Origin of the sequence: Salegentibacter flavus (assembly GCF_900115145.1) — a bacterium.
Lineage (GTDB): Bacteria > Bacteroidota > Bacteroidia > Flavobacteriales > Flavobacteriaceae > Salegentibacter > Salegentibacter flavus.
The window spans coordinates 1-14,863 of sequence record NZ_FOVL01000037.1; the positions used below are offsets into that span (position 1 = coordinate 1).

12 protein-coding genes are annotated in these 14,863 nt (G+C 37.3%); 8 read left to right on the forward strand and 4 right to left on the reverse strand.

Features of this window, described 5'->3' with window-relative positions; genetic code table 11:
• The 4 genes from BM266_RS16600 to BM266_RS16615 all read right to left on the reverse strand — a co-directional run.
• On the reverse strand, positions 1–203 hold a 203-nt coding region (locus BM266_RS16600; protein ID WP_139220683.1), incomplete at its 3' end, for a carboxypeptidase-like regulatory domain-containing protein.
• Positions 204–400: 197 nt separating this feature from the next.
• On the reverse strand, positions 401–742 hold the full coding sequence (locus BM266_RS16605) for a hypothetical protein (protein ID WP_093411592.1): 342 nt from the start codon (positions 740–742) through the stop codon (positions 401–403).
• Between the two features lie 361 nt (positions 743–1,103).
• Positions 1,104–1,688, reverse strand: coding sequence for a cytochrome c (locus BM266_RS16610; protein ID WP_175494834.1), 585 nt, complete (start codon positions 1,686–1,688; stop codon positions 1,104–1,106).
• A 368-nt stretch (positions 1,689–2,056) separates the two neighbouring features.
• Complete coding sequence (locus BM266_RS16615) at positions 2,057–2,458, reverse strand: Dabb family protein (protein WP_093411594.1); 402 nt, start codon at positions 2,456–2,458, stop codon at positions 2,057–2,059.
• Positions 2,459–2,827: 369 nt separating this feature from the next.
• Here BM266_RS16615 and BM266_RS16620 point away from each other — a divergent pair, with 369 nt between their 5' ends.
• From BM266_RS16620 to BM266_RS16660, 8 genes are all read left to right on the forward strand, one after another.
• The gene (locus BM266_RS16620; protein ID WP_093411595.1) at positions 2,828–3,172 is read left to right on the forward strand and encodes a methyltransferase domain-containing protein; all 345 of its coding nucleotides are present in this window, start codon (positions 2,828–2,830) and stop codon (positions 3,170–3,172) included.
• Between the two features lie 463 nt (positions 3,173–3,635).
• Positions 3,636–6,302 carry a pyruvate dehydrogenase (acetyl-transferring), homodimeric type gene (aceE, locus tag BM266_RS16625; protein ID WP_093411596.1) on the forward strand — a complete coding sequence of 889 codons (2,667 nt, stop codon included), beginning with the start codon at positions 3,636–3,638 and terminating at the stop codon, positions 6,300–6,302.
• A 10-nt stretch (positions 6,303–6,312) separates the two neighbouring features.
• Positions 6,313–7,731 carry a 2-oxo acid dehydrogenase subunit E2 gene (locus tag BM266_RS16630; RefSeq protein WP_093411597.1) on the forward strand — a complete coding sequence of 473 codons (1,419 nt, stop codon included), beginning with the start codon at positions 6,313–6,315 and terminating at the stop codon, positions 7,729–7,731.
• A 20-nt stretch (positions 7,732–7,751) separates the two neighbouring features.
• Entirely contained in the window at positions 7,752–9,155 is a 1,404-nt protein-coding gene (gene lpdA / locus BM266_RS16635) for a dihydrolipoyl dehydrogenase (RefSeq protein WP_093411598.1), read from the forward strand.
• 440 nt (positions 9,156–9,595) lie between these two features.
• A complete protein-coding gene (locus BM266_RS16645) occupies positions 9,596–9,994 on the forward strand; it encodes a hypothetical protein (protein ID WP_139220684.1) in 399 nt (132 codons plus the stop codon).
• Positions 9,995–10,271: 277 nt separating this feature from the next.
• Complete coding sequence (locus BM266_RS16650; RefSeq protein ID WP_139220685.1) at positions 10,272–13,994, forward strand: PAS domain S-box protein; 3,723 nt, start codon at positions 10,272–10,274, stop codon at positions 13,992–13,994.
• The gene (locus tag BM266_RS16655) at positions 13,960–14,364 is read left to right on the forward strand and encodes a response regulator (RefSeq protein ID WP_093411602.1); all 405 of its coding nucleotides are present in this window, start codon (positions 13,960–13,962) and stop codon (positions 14,362–14,364) included. Before BM266_RS16650 ends, BM266_RS16655 begins: the two co-directional genes overlap by 35 nt.
• A 211-nt stretch (positions 14,365–14,575) precedes the next feature.
• On the forward strand, positions 14,576–14,863 hold a 288-nt coding region (locus BM266_RS16660; RefSeq protein WP_175494835.1), incomplete at its 3' end, for a transposase.

Consider the following 14,863-nt stretch of genomic DNA (forward strand, 5'->3'; position numbering starts at 1 on the left):
CCAACCTCTGCAGTAATGGAATATTCCCCGTCATAATTGGTTTGGGTTCCATAGCTTGTATTCTTTACCACCACATTCACTCCCGGAAAGGGCAGGCCGTTCTGGTCAGTTACAGTTCCAGTAACTATTTTCTCCTGGGCAATAGTAAATTGCCCCACTAACCCCAGAATCAGGGTTAGCAGTAATAAAAATTTACTTTTCATATTATATTTTAAAAATTTAATAATTTGATAAGCCCCCCTGGAGATAATAAAACAAACTAATTAGGCGTGTTTATAACTCCCACGATATATTGAAGTATCAATAGAAATTGATGCAGCAGTAGAATCAAATGGTAAGTTATTTCCCGGCCTAAGACCAGTAAATCGTATACCAGGTGGGTAAATTTATTTTAGAATAATTATGAGATTCCCATGGGTGGAGGGGTAATTTGTTCCGCGAAAAGAAAAGAATAGAAATTCAGATATTGAAAATTAGGCAGGCAGGTTTCAGGTAAATCAAAGCTGTTTTCTGAAACCAGGAAATTTACGTACAAAGTTATCTCTTTTTGAAAGCTATTAAGTGCCTGATTGTCTTTCTCTTGGTTCAGGTCTTTGCCAGCCTTGGTGATAGAACATTTCCCATTACATTCTAATTCAGGTTTATCTTTGTTTTCACAAAAAAGTTCAGTAAAACTTTCATTGTTCAAAGTATAAAAAGAAACCAGGAAGGTGAACCTTACACTATGAAATAATGTGGCCATTAGAAAAATATATAGCAGACTGTAATTTAAAGTGACTTTCAAATCCTGATATATTTTTGTAAAGAGATGTATTTTGAATGTAGAATCTTATGATTTGGATCATTAAATTATTGATTTTAAAATATGAGAATATTGCTTCTAAGGCCATTTTCTCCGTCCATGATGATGGCTATTGCATTAAAAGGGGCGGTATGTTCACTAGGTTCTTGCTCTTTATCAAAAGCAAAAAGAGTTGTATTTCCGTTTGGATTTTTGGATAGTATCTTACCTACTGTTGATGAGCCAGAATAAGAAATAAGCTCTTTTAGATTGAAGGATTTTGCTGTTTCTTAGTGTTTTTTCATAATATGATTAGTTGACCTTAAGGTTCCAACCATTTTGGGTTGTCCCTTAGAGGAACCCGGTACTTCACGTGGCAGCTGCTACATCGTTGGATTAGTTCCGTCGTCCGGTTGACAATCTGATCCATCTTCTTATCGTCGGCCGCCTGGGTAAGCTCCTTAGCTTTATTATGCAAGTTTTTATCTGCGGCTACGAAATTTTTCAATCCCTCTTTGCCGAGAATGGTCTTTATTTTTTGAATTTCCCGATTAGGAATATATCCATGATTGACAATGGCATTCGCAGCCTCGCTAATGATTTGGTAATCTCCTCTCCAGATACCAGCCTGAACAACAGCCAGGTTTTTTTCCAGGTTACTCATAATTCCCAATAAAGGCACGGTGTCCTGAGTGGCCTGACTAATTTGGAAGGGAATCCCCGTACGTCGTTTCAGGTCAATTGTATCATTATTTTTTTTCGTTTTTTTTGATATTTTGGTTTGAGTATTCTGATCGTTAGATTGGGTATTTGTATTATCTCGATTGGCATTGTTATTATTTTCACAGCCAGTTATCAGGACAACCAGTGATATCACAAGACTTAAAAAGTAAAAGCGTTTCATCATGTAATTTATTTTGTTATAAAACCCCATTGATATCTGGGTGCAATAAATAAGAAGGGCTATCACATCCAGGGTATCAAAGGTGCCAAAAATAGTTTCTAAGACATGACCTTCAAATTAAGAAATAAAATAACCAGTCAAGGTTTGACCCTGGACTGGCCATTCTATCTATTAACCTAAAACTAATTAACCTTGACCAAGAAACTAATATACTCATAAATCATCACCACCACCAATACAGGATAACCCCCATTATGGTCAATATTTCGGATAAATATATCAGCATTTGGAACCTATTAAGTTTGGTCTAACGTAGAACATTATAGGAAAAAAAGATATAGTGAGCTTAAATCCAACAGGAATTATAGAGATCAATAAATCCCTACCGAATCATATACCTGAACTTTTTTCCATAAATGAGAAGATTCTTCAATGAAAACCAAATGCGCGGGTTCTTCCTGATATTTATCCTGAATTTCCTTTGAAGGAAAACTAAGGATTAGCGAATATGTATATGAATTATCCACAACATCCCTGGGAGTTTCTGCAGGGATCCCAATGAATTTGGTTTTTGCATACAAACTATTATCGAGGAACTTTTTAAGTGAATTCTCAAAAGCCGCTCTGTCGCCGGGATTATCGGGATTGTTTAAATAAAAATATACCACATGGGTAAAATTCTTATCCAAATCTACAGGTTGATCCTGCCCCTGAAGCTTGTTGGTTCCCGTTAGTACCGTTAAAATTATCACCAATTTTAAAAATTTCATCATAGTTATTAATTTAGAAGTTCTAAAGTAATAAAAATGGTTTTGATAAAATAAGTGGGATACACTATAATTTTGACCCCTCTGAAGGGCCAATAATATTAGGGTTTTGCTAAATTAGGATGGTTCCTTTTGTATTTCCAGCGGTGGATGTAATTAATACCGGACACGCTTGCAATTTTTATAGTAATCATTTTATTATTTTTCGGAGTAAAAGTAAAGGGCAGAATTTCTAATGAATAACTTTTCCAATACTCATTTGCATCCAATAGAAAAGGCAAGTGCTTTAGAAAGCCGACTTCGATTTTTCTTGCAAAACCCCAGGAGCATATTAAAAAAATATATCCAACCAGGGATGACTGTGCTTGATTTGGGTTGCGGGACAGGATTTTTACCCTGGAAATAGCAAAATTAGTAGGTAAGAATGGAAAAGTTTTTGCATCCGACCTTCAAGTCGGCATGCTCAAAATATTGAAGCAGAAAATAAAAAACAGCCACTTACAACAGCAAATTCAAATTCACAAAGCCCTGGAAAATACGCTTAATTTTACTTCGAAGTTTAATTTTATCCTTGCTTTTTATGCTTTTCACGAAATGAAATATATAGACGCTATTACTGAGGAACTGCCAGGTATTGTAAAACCCGAAACAAAAATTTTATTTTCAGAACAAAGGTTTCAAGTTTCTAAATACACTTTTGAAACCATAATTCAAAAATGAAGAATAATGGTTTTGAAATCCAGGAAAAACCTAAAATATTCTTTAGCAGATCAGTTATAATGAAAATTTCAAACAATAATTCTCATCCTTAATAAGGATAATTATACTTGCAATAAAAGAATATGATCCCCGATAAAAGTAATTGTAATCACTTGGGAAATAAGGTCTGAGATAGCATTGTTTATAGTTAATTATTAGTCTCTTAAAGAAAGCTTCAGAATACCAAATAAAAAAATAGCCTTCAGTTTTATTTCTTTAACATCCCGATATAATCTTATGTTAATCAATTGAGATTAGGCTTGTTATTTTTTAAATTACAAGTAACATCAACCTCAACTACCAATCTGGGCTACTAAATAATTAGCTATAGGGTAAACGACTTTCGTTTACTGTTGCTAAGTAAATTTTTATTACCCCTATTAGAGCAAAATAATGTCTGTTTTGAATTTAATAACCGCAACTCATGACCGATAAAAAGAAAGACAGTATCCATCAGGAAAATCAGGAGTGGATAGATTCACTTACGTGGATTATTAAGAATAAATCTACTAAGAGGGCAGAAGAGCTCCTTCATATTTTACAGGAAGAAGCTAAAAAACATAATATTGCAATTCCTGAACCCCTTATTACTCCATACCAAAACACTGTTTCAAAAGATATGGAGGAAGAATATCCCGGTGATTTAGAACTTGAAGAAAAAATCCTGTCATATATCAGGTGGAACGCCATGGCTATGGTTGTAAAAGCAAACAAGGCAGATCCCGGTATTGGAGGTCATATTTCTACCTATGCCTCAATTGCCCAACTTTGGGAAGTAGGTTTTCACCATTTCTTTAAAATTGGTGAAAATGAGGTGGCAGATCAGGTTTATTTCCAGGGCCACGCCTCACCAGGTATTTACGCCAGGGCCTATTTAGAGGGACGCCTGACTAAGAAAAATCTGGAAGATTTTCGGCACGAAATACAATCTGAAAAAGGTCTCAGTTCTTATCCTCACCCGCATTTAATGCCGGATTTCTGGAGCAATCCTACCGTTTCTATGGGTTTAGGTGCTATCCAGGCTATTTATCGGGCTCGCTTTAATAAATACCTTTATAATCGCGAACTTATAGATGAGGACACCAGTAAAGTATGGGCGTTTATAGGAGATGGAGAGATGGACGAGGTTGAAGCCCGGGGAGCAATTAATATTGCTTCCAGGGATAATCTGAACAACCTGATTTTTGTGATAGATTGCAATTTACAGCGATTAGATGGCCCTGTTCGGGGTAATGCGAAGATTATTCAGGAATTGGAAGGACTTTTTAAAGGAGCAGACTGGAATGTAATTAAATTGCTTTGGGGAAAAGAATGGGATAAGCTCATCGAAAAAGATAGTAGCGGAAAACTCCGTAAGAAATTAAATGAGCTTCCGGATGGCCAGCTTCAAAAATACGCCTTTAGCGATGGAGAATTTCTCCGGAAGGATTTATTCGAAAGCGATGAAGATCTAAAAAAGCTTGTAGAAGACTATTCAGATGAAGAGCTGAAAAATTTTAAACGCGGGGGACATGATTCAGAAAAAATTTACAACGCTTATAAAGTTGCAGTAGAAACTAAGGATAAACCTACCATAATTCTAGCTCAAACAATTAAAGGTTACGGCCAGGGTAGTGCGGGCGAGGCTAGTAATGTGTCTCACAAAACCAAAGAATTTGATAAGAATCAACTCAAAGAATTCAGGGATTTTTTCAAGGTTCCGGTTTCTGATGAAGATTTGGAGAAAATTCCTTTTATCAATCCGGATAAAGACAGTGAAGAATTAAAATACCTTCAGGAAAAAAGAAAAGATCTGGGCGGTTATCTTCCGAAGCGAAAAGATAAAAGCTCAACTATAAAAGCTCCTGATTCAAAGATATTCGAGGACTTTTTAAAAGGTTCCGAGGAAGATGAGGTAGCGACCACAATGGTTATGGTTCAAATTCTTGGGAAATTGATGAAGGATGAGAATCTGGGAGAACTAATCGTACCTATTATTCCTGATGAATCCCGAACTTTTGGAATGGAATCGCTTTTCAGGCAGGCTGGTATTTATGCCCCGCAAGGTCAAAAATATGATCCTGTAGATGAAGAAAGTTTACTTTACTATAAGGAGGCCAAAAACGGCGCTATTTTGGAAGAGGGGATTACCGAATCCGGTTGTATGGCCGAATTTATTGCTGCGGGTACCACTTATCTCACGCACGGCATCAATACCATCCCGTTTTACTTTTTTTATTCCATGTTCGGTTTTCAGCGAACCGGGGATTTAATGTGGGCCGCTGCAGATGCCGGTGCTAAAGGTTTTTTATTGGGAGGTATTGCGGGAAGAACCAGTATTCCGGGAGAAGGTTTACAGCATCAGGATGGGCAAAGTCATTTATACGCCCTGGTATTTCCTAATTTAAGGGCTTATGATCCCGCTTTTGCTTATGAACTTGCAGTTATTGTAGAAGAAGGAATCAAGAAAATGTACATAGATAAAGAGGATGTTTTCTATTATGTCACAATTGGTAACGATACCTACCCAATGCCAAAAATGCCTGCCGAAGTGGATAGGGAAGCAATCCTTAATGGCCTCTATAAATTCAAAAAATCCAAATCACGTAAAAGGAAAAGAAAGGCCCATTTATTTGGTAGTGGCGCTATTATGAAGGAAGTAACTGAAGCAGCGCAAATTCTGGAAGAAGAATTTGATGTTGGCACCGATATTTGGAGTATAACCAGCTATAAGGCATTGTATGACAATGCCATTGATACCGCGCGCAACAATAGGTTGAAGGCTCAGGCAAACAAAGAACAAACTTATATAGAGCAACAATTAGAAGGTGAAAAAGGATCTTTTGTGGCTGCTTCAGATTATGTTAAAGCTCTTCCCGAAAGTCTTGCCACTTATTTTCCCGATGAGCTTATTAGTTTGGGAACCGATGGTTTTGGAAGGAGTGATAACAGAAAAGCCCTTCGTGGATTCTTTGAAGTCAATGCAGCGCATATTGCCTATGCAGCACTTTATGGCCTGGTTAAACAGGAACAAATTAGTCTTGAAGAATTAAAAAAAGCGGCTAAAAAATTAAAAATAGATCCGCAAAAAATCAATCCAAGAACGGCGTAAAAATTTAGTTATGGCAAAAGAGATAAAAATACCACAAATATCAGAAGGTGTAGATACCGCGACTATTTCTGAAATTCTTGTTTCCAAAGGTGATAAAATCAAAAAAGATCAGGCAGTAATTGCAGTAGAAACCGATAAGGCTTCAACCGAAATTCCTTCTGCTTTCTCCGGTACGGTTAAAGAAATAAAAGTGAGTGAAGGGGATGAGGTGAGTGTAGGAGATGTTATTATCATCCTTGAAGAAGCTTCAGAAGAAAACAAAGATTCAGGCGACGAAAAAGAGAAAAAAGAAGCTTCAGAAGAAAAAGAAAAAGGGAAAAAAGAGGAAAAAAAGGAAGAAACTTCAGAAGAAAATGAGAAAAAGAAAACAAAAGACAAAGAGAAGAAAGAGACTTCAGAAGAAAAAAAAGAAGGCGAAGAAAGGTCTGCTGACCAGGAAGATGTAGATGAAAGTAAGGATGAATCCAAAGATGAGGATAAGGATGAAGAGAAGAAAAAACCATCTAAGAAATCTGAGAAAGATAAGTCTGAGGATAAAAAATCACTAAAAGAAGTCTATGCTTCTCCGGGAGTGCGACGCCTGGCGCGTGAACTGGGAATAAATATTCAGAAAATAGAAGGCAGCGGAGATAGTGGCAGGATAACCGAAAAAGATGTAAAAAACTATAAAGAAGGTGGCGGTAAAAAATCCGGTCCCGCGCAACCTGAGCTGCCTGATTTTAGCAAATGGGGTGCGGTAGAAACAAAGCCACTAAATAATATTAAAAAAATCACTGCAAAAAATGTACTGCAGTCCTGGCAATCTATACCCCACGTTTTTCAGTTTGGGGAGGCCGATATTTCAGGTATTGAAACTTATATAGAGGATCACAAAGAGGAAGTTGAAGAAGCCGGAGGGAAGCTCAGCCTCACTGCTATACTAACCAAGGTTGTAGCCACGGCATTACACAAGTTTCCAATGTTTAACGCCAGTATAGATATGGATAAGGAAGAAATGATCCTTAAAAAATATGTAAATATCAATATCGCGGTGGCTACAGATGAAGGCTTATTGGTTCCTGTCATAAAAAATGCCGATCAAAAAAGTATTAAAGACTTATCGGTGGAAATTTCAGAAATAGCTCAAAAAGCACGGGATCAAAAGCTTTCAAATGAAGATATGGAGGGCGGTAATTTTTCTATTTCTAATTTAGGTGGTATTGGGGGCACCAATTTTACACCGATAGTTTATCATCCGCAGGTGGCAATTCTGGGGGTGTCCCGGGCAAGCATCAAACCTGTTTATATAGACGATAATTTTGAACCTCGCAGTATACTGCCGCTTAGTTTGTCTTACGATCATCGTCTAATAGACGGGGCAGATGGCGCATCTTTTATGAACTGGATGGTAAAAGCCCTTGAAGATCCATATGAAGCATTATTGGGTTAATCTTAAAAATATAAGGAACGATGGCAAAAAATGATAAAAAGGAACTGGTGATTATCGGGGCCGGCCCCGGAGGTTATGCAGCAGCTTTTCACGCAGCAGATCTGGGAATAAAAGTAACGCTTATTGATCCCGAAGTTAATCCGGGTGGGGTTTGCCTTTACCGGGGCTGTATCCCCTCTAAGGCACTTTTGCATCTGGCAAAAACCAAAGAAGAGGCTATGAAGGCTTCTGAATGGGGTTTGCAGTTTGAAGAACCTAAAATAGATCGTAAGAAAATTGCAGGCTGGAAAGAAAGTGTGGTGAAGAAACTCACTGAAGGCCTTGGACAATTAAGCAAATCCAGAAAAATAGAATACGTACAGGGCAAAGCTAAATTTACCGGTGAGAATGAATTGGAAATAAATCCTGAAAAAGGAAAAAAATTCAAAGTAAGTTTTGAAAAAGCGATTATCGCTACGGGTTCTTCTGCAATGGAATTACCTAATGTTGAGATAGACCATAAAAAAATCTGGGATGCCACCGATGCTTTGGAACTTAAAGAAATACCCAAAAAGATGCTGGTGATTGGTGGTGGATACATAGGCCTGGAACTGGGTAGTGTTTATGCCAGTTTGGGAACTAAAGTTTCGATAGCTGAAATGACCCCGGGATTTCTTCCGGGAACAGATCGTGATTTGACAGAAGTTTTTGAAAAAAAAGAGCCTTTTAAAAATGTTTATTTCGAAACTAAAGTGGAAAAAGTAAAAATCACCAAACAGGGAGTAAAGGTTACTTTGAAACGAAAAAAGGAACAAAACAAAAAATTTGATTGTGTTTTAGTGGCCGTTGGAAGAAAGACAAACACTCAAAACCTGGGTCTGGACAAACTTGGGATTTCACCAAATGAAAACGGATTTATAGAAGTAGATGCTAAACGCAGGACAGACCACGAGCATATCTTTGCGATAGGGGATATAACCGGGGAGCCAATGCTGGCTCATAAAGCAACTCACGAAGGTAGAATTGCTGCCGAAGTAATTGCCGGGAAGAAAGGAGCCGCCTATGATCCTAAAGTGATCCCGGCTGTTGTTTTCACCAATCCTGAACTGGCCTGGTGTGGACTCACTGAAAATGAAGCACAAGAAAAAGACAGGAAAGTTAAAGTTGTTAAATTTCCGTGGGTGGCTTCGGGAAGAGCCGCTGCTATTGGTGAAAACAAGGGGTTTACCAAACTTTTAATAGATCCTGAGTCTGAAGTCATTTTAGGAGGAGCCGTAGCAGGAAAAAATGCGGGTAGTTTAATTCCTGAGATCGCTCTTGCTATAGAAATGGGTAGCACTGCCAATGATTTGGCGCTTACAATCCATCCACATCCTACGCTTTCAGAAACTATAATGGAAAGTGCAGAACTATTCTATGGAGGAGCTACCCATTATGCTCTTTAGATACAGGTAATATTTTGAAAAAAAAAACAGCACGAGGATCCTGAAGTTCATTCAGGATATTGCAGAAAGGCTTGGGCTTTTACGATCCTCAAGCAATATTTTTTCAAAAGAAAAAGAGAGAAAAAAAAGCTGTTCTCACAAAATGCGCAGCTAGCAGGCAAGCTTTTCGGTGGAAATACTATCGGCTTGTTATGGAGATGTGGTTAAACAGACTTTTGATTGCGGCTGGAGATTTCCGCTGAAACCCCGAGGGCTGGAGCTTGACCTGCGCCCGCGGAGCGTTTTAGCTTTGGTTTCTTTTTACTATTTTCAATGAAATAAGAATGCCCATTTCCGTGTTGGGGGGGCTACTGGAAATGGCCGGATTCTTGGATTTTGCAAAGAAACTAGAATATGTATATTTTTTATGGGGGATTTCCCCCATTCTTAACCAAATTGTTATGATTGAATTACCACCTTTAAGAGAGACTGCCAGATATGATTATTTTGATCAGGATGAGATCTTTGATGATATGCTGGAGTTCTCATTCGGTTATTTCTATAGTGGTGCCCGGCAGGGACCAAAGGCAGAAGTTATTTATTTGAAGGTGGTGACCTGGGTGATGGATTTTGAGGAGAATTTATTTATCCGATTTTGTCGGTATAGTGGGCTAAAGAATGCCTGGAAGGAGAAGATCAATGAGCAGATGAAAATAATGATGAGAGATATAAGTATCAATGAAGGATTTATCAGGAGACGTTTGGTTGATTTTGAAGTCGGAAAAGAGGAATTTTACAAAAGGGATCCGTTTGAAAAGAAGTTCCTGGAGTTGAGATCTCGAATGAAATCGGTTAGATAAGTTTTGGTGCTATCTATCTTAAATAACTCAAGAATTTTTCTGGCTTCGTAGGGGGGTAAAGAGAATCAAAATTCTATATTTCTTTTTTTAATTAATCACTAATATATCTAAATATTCTGTAAGGCTTTAAAAATGAATATATTGGGTAATGTGATTAGGATCATATATACCTTTCGTGGTATGTAATAACTTTATATTCTGAATTTTTAATCTACCAGAGTGGATTGAATTTTATGTAAAAAATTAACCCCTCAAATAAAGCTCGATCTTGGAAAAAATGTTACGGATTTTATATTTAAAAGATCCAATTCCTTTAGATAAACAGGTAGATTTTAATTTAGAGAAAGATTACAATGTACGAACCGTTCTGGATCGGCAGGAATTAGAAACTTCTCTCAAAGGCTTTACCCCACATGTATTATTGTGCAGTCTGGAGTCCACTATCTCGCCAAAAGAAGTGTTGGATATTTTGGAGCTACCCAAGGAACAACCTCTAGTGATCATTTCAGTGATAAACGGGAATTTAAAGGATGTTCTACCACTTTTAGAATCAACCTCTCCTCATCTAAGAGAAAGGAATTCTAAAAAAGCAAAAGAAGATGAGCCGGAGGAACTGGAGAAACAATATAAGACGGTTTATCAAAATAGTTTGGATGGAATATTAATAACTCAACCTGACGGTACTATTCTGTCAGCCAATCCCACTGCCTGTCAGATGCTAGAGATGACTGAAGAAGAAGTTTGTCGTGCAGGTCGCTTCGGATTAGTAGACTCTGAAGATCCTCGACTGGCTTATGCCATCTCGCAACGAGAGAAAGAAGGTAAGGTACATGCAGAACTTACTTTTATTAAAAAGAGCGGAGTTAAATTTCCAGTAGAGCTGACTACTTCGGTTTTTAAAGATGCACAAGGAGATCTTAAGACCACCATGATCTTGCGGGATATCACCGAACGGAAAAAAGTGGAAGAGCAATTGAAGATTTCTCACGAGAGCTATAAAACCATTTTTTATAACAGCCCTATTCCATATATAATTTACGATCAAGAGACTTTAGAAATCATAGATGTTAATCAGGTCGCCATTGATAATTATGGTTATACCCGCAAGGAATTCACGGGCCTTTCAATAATTGATCTTCGCCCGCCGCAGGAAGTTCCTCATTTGAAAATGCACCTTCGGAATACTAAAAATGCAGAGAAAACCTCGCGATATGGGAAATTTGTCCATTTAAAGAAGGATGGAGCACAAATTAAGGTAGAAGTATATGGTTATAGTTTTTCCTACAACAACAGGATTTGCCGATTGGCAGCTTGCATTGATATCACCGAAAAAGAAGAGAGGCTTAACTTATTAAAAGAGAAACATGCGAGACTCACAACAGCCCAGGAAATTGCTAAAATTGGATATTGGGAACTAAACATAGCTTCTCAGACTTTGTTCTTTAATGAAATGATGTACAAGATATGGGGGGTAGATAAATCAACTTACTTCCCCAGCTTGTCTTCAATCGAAGAATCTATTCATTCTGACGATAGGAATAAATTTATAAAGGCGCAGGAAAATTCTATTAAAAACGGGAAAAAACACAATGTAGAATACAGGATCTTGTTACCTAACGGAGAAACTAAGTGGGTTCATGAGCGGGGAAGGATCTTGACCTGGGAAGATGGGAATCCTCAAACTGTAGAAAGAACAGTGCAAGATGTTACTGAACAAAAAACATATTTTGAAAAGCTCTCTACTAGTGAATCCCGGTATAGAGGAATCGTTAAGTCTCAGACTAATTATTTGATCCGTACAGACTTGCAAGGCAATTACACCTATTATAATGAAAAATTTTATTCAGATTTTGGCTGGCTATATAGGGATAACGGGATTGTAGGACAAAATTCTATGTCTTCGATCAAGGAATATCATCACTCTGCGGTGATCGATCTTGTGCAACGTTGTGTTCTGGCGCCCGGTAAGACTTTTCAAATCGAGATAGATAAACCAATGAAGAAGAAAAGTGGAGTGCGAACTACCTTGTGGGATTTTGTGTGCCTTACAGATGCCAAAGGTGAGCCAACTGAAATTCAATGCGTAGGAATAGATATATCTGCAAGGGTAAAGGCTGAACGACAATTAAAAGACAGTGAGTTACGATACCAGTTGATTACAGAAGCAACATCTGATGCAATCTGGGATTGGGATATCGATACCGGAAATTTGTGCTGGGGTAAAAGTTTTAAGTCTATGTTCGGACATGATCCTGAAGATTTTAATACGATAGAATCCTGGGCCAAAATTTTACATCCCGATGACGTAGAACGAGTAACAGAAGATCTTTTTGCTGTGATAGAAGGACCCAAAAAAAAATGGGTGTGCGAATATCGTCTAAAAAAGAAAAATGGAGAATATGCTTATGTGATTGACAAAGGTTCAATTTTGCGAGATAAGAATAACAAAGCATACAGAGCAGTAGGTTCCCTGCAGGATATTACCGAAAGAAAAAAACTGGAGGATCTTTTGGATAAAGCCAATACTTTATCACGAATTGGAAGTTTTGAATTGGATTTAAAGAACGGAGAGCTTTATTGGTCGCCAATGACCAGGGCAATTCATGGAGTTAAGGAAGATTATATACCGGAAGTAAAAACGACAATAGATTTTTATAAGGAAGGGAAAAGCAGAAACAGGATAAAAAAAGTATTGGGTAAGGCAATTAGAAAAAACAAAGCCTTTGATGAAGAATTTGAGATTGTTACAGGAAGTGGAGAGGAAATATGGGTGCGGGTTATGGGACAACCCGAAGTAGAAAACGGTAAATGCATTAGAATTAACGGTAGTTTTCAGGATATCAACAAAATAAAACATGCTGAATTAGAAGTGCTAAAAGCATCCCGGGAAAAAGAAATTTTACTGGAAAGTATTGGTGATGCCTTTTTCGCAGTCGATGAAAACTGGACAGTAACTTACTGGAACAAGCATGCTGCAAGGCTTCTGAATTGTCCTAAAGAAAGAATTTTAAAAAAGAACTTATGGGAGGTTTTTTCAGATACTGCTGGTTTTGCATCTCATCGGAATTACGAGGCGACAATGAAAGATAAGAAGAAGAGGCATTTCGAAACTTATTGCGAAAGTACTTCCGCCTGGCATGATGTAACCGCGTATCCCTCTCATAAAGGTCTTTCTGTATTTTTTAAGGATATCACCCAACGAAAGACTGCTGATGTCAAATTACGAGAGCTTAATAAATCCCTTCGCGCCCACACCCGAGAGTTGGTAACTGCAAATAAAGGTTTAGAGCAGTTTTCTTACATCGTTTCTCACAACCTGAGATCTCCAGTAGCTAATATCCTTGGGCTAGCGAATCTTTTACAGTATTCAGAGTACCCTCAAGAGGTAAAGGAAACATTTTTTGATGAAATCTTTTCTAATGTAGATAGACTAGACTCCGTAATCACAGATCTTAACAGTATTCTACAGGTCAAAGAAGATAAAAAAGCCAAAAAGGAAAAAATAGATTTAAATAAATTAATTAGTGGAATAGAATTCAGTATTCAACATCTTATAAATAAGGAAAAAGCAGAGATAAGGTGTAACTTTCAGGAAACCGCCTCAATAACTACCGTAAAAACTTATTTCTATAGTATCTTTTATAATTTAATAATCAACAGTATCAAGTATAGAAAGCCTGATATTCAACCTGTAATAGAAATAAATACCATTAGAAAGGGAGAATTTATAATTTTTACTTTTAAAGATAATGGTATGGGAATGGATCTTACTTCCAAGAAAGATCAGATTTTCAATCTTTACAAGAGGTTCCATCATCATATTGAAGGAAAGGGGATGGGATTATTTATGGTGAAGACCCAAGTAGAAATGCTGGGAGGGAAAATAACAGTAGAGAGTCAATTAAAGCAGGGTACAACATTTACAATAATTTTTAAAGAAAATGTTTCTCAAATAAATCAAGAAAATGAAGCAGCCATGTCGGTATTTGATAGTCGATGATGATAAGACCAGTAATTTAATATGTGATTTCATCATTCAGCGTTTTGATAAGGAAGCCCAAAGAAGCCTTTTTACCAGTCCCGAAGAAGCTTTAGATTTCATCAGTAAAAAAGGAAATATTGACTGTGTCACTGTCTTATTACTTGACATAAATATGCCAACAATGACTGGGTTTGAATTTCTGAGGGAATTTGACAAGTTAAAGCGGGAAATAAAAGACCAATGCAAGGTTTATATGCTAACCTCTTCGATTGAGGATTTTTCATCAAAAGCAGAAGAATTTCCTATGGTAATAAAATATTTTTCCAAGCCATTGAAGCCTATCTATCTTGATCAAATCTGTACCGAATTAAAACACGATTACATCTAAGCTGAAAAACAGAAGTAGTATAAGTATATTCGGAAATGCCTATTGTTTAAAACAAAAAAACCTGCCTTAGCAAGGGTAAGCTCTAAAAAATTCTGTAGGGCGAATTATTCATAGAAAATAGGCTAATATAATAGAAAGATCGTTCCTGCGAGAGTGTAATCTCAAGTCTGTCTAGACTTTGAAAATTAAATTAAAATTTTTAGACTAGATTATGACACAAGAAGAGATTAAAGAATTAAAGGAAAAAGCATTAAAACAATTTTTATCAGGAGAATCCCTAACCGGCAAAGATGGCGCTTTTGCTCCGATGCTTAAGGAGTTTATGGAAGAGGCGCTGGAAGCAGAGATGTCCTCCCATCTTTCAGATGAAGAGAAAGGCTCTAAAGCTGGTAACAAACGTAATGGTAAAGGCAAAAAGACCCTAAAGAGCAACCACGGGGATATAACCATCAATACGCCTCAGGATCGGAACAGCACCTTTGAGCCTGAGATTGTTGAG

What these genes read in the sequence shown, in the direction of transcription:
- BM266_RS16605 (WP_093411592.1), bottom strand. Translation starts at nt 742, where the DNA reads ATGGCCACATTATTTCATAGTGTAAGGTTCACCTTCCTGGTTTCTTTT.
- BM266_RS16610 (WP_175494834.1), bottom strand. Translation starts at nt 1,688, where the DNA reads ATGATGAAACGCTTTTACTTTTTAAGTCTTGTGATATCACTGGTTGTC.
- BM266_RS16615 (WP_093411594.1), bottom strand. Translation starts at nt 2,458, where the DNA reads ATGATGAAATTTTTAAAATTGGTGATAATTTTAACGGTACTAACGGGA.
- aceE (WP_093411596.1), top strand. Translation starts at nt 3,636, where the DNA reads ATGACCGATAAAAAGAAAGACAGTATCCATCAGGAAAATCAGGAGTGG.
- BM266_RS16630 (WP_093411597.1), top strand. Translation starts at nt 6,313, where the DNA reads ATGGCAAAAGAGATAAAAATACCACAAATATCAGAAGGTGTAGATACC.
- lpdA (WP_093411598.1), top strand. Translation starts at nt 7,752, where the DNA reads ATGGCAAAAAATGATAAAAAGGAACTGGTGATTATCGGGGCCGGCCCC.
- BM266_RS16645 (WP_139220684.1), top strand. Translation starts at nt 9,596, where the DNA reads ATGATTGAATTACCACCTTTAAGAGAGACTGCCAGATATGATTATTTT.
- BM266_RS16650 (WP_139220685.1), top strand. Translation starts at nt 10,272, where the DNA reads ATGTTACGGATTTTATATTTAAAAGATCCAATTCCTTTAGATAAACAG.
- BM266_RS16655 (WP_093411602.1), top strand. Translation starts at nt 13,960, where the DNA reads ATGAAGCAGCCATGTCGGTATTTGATAGTCGATGATGATAAGACCAGT.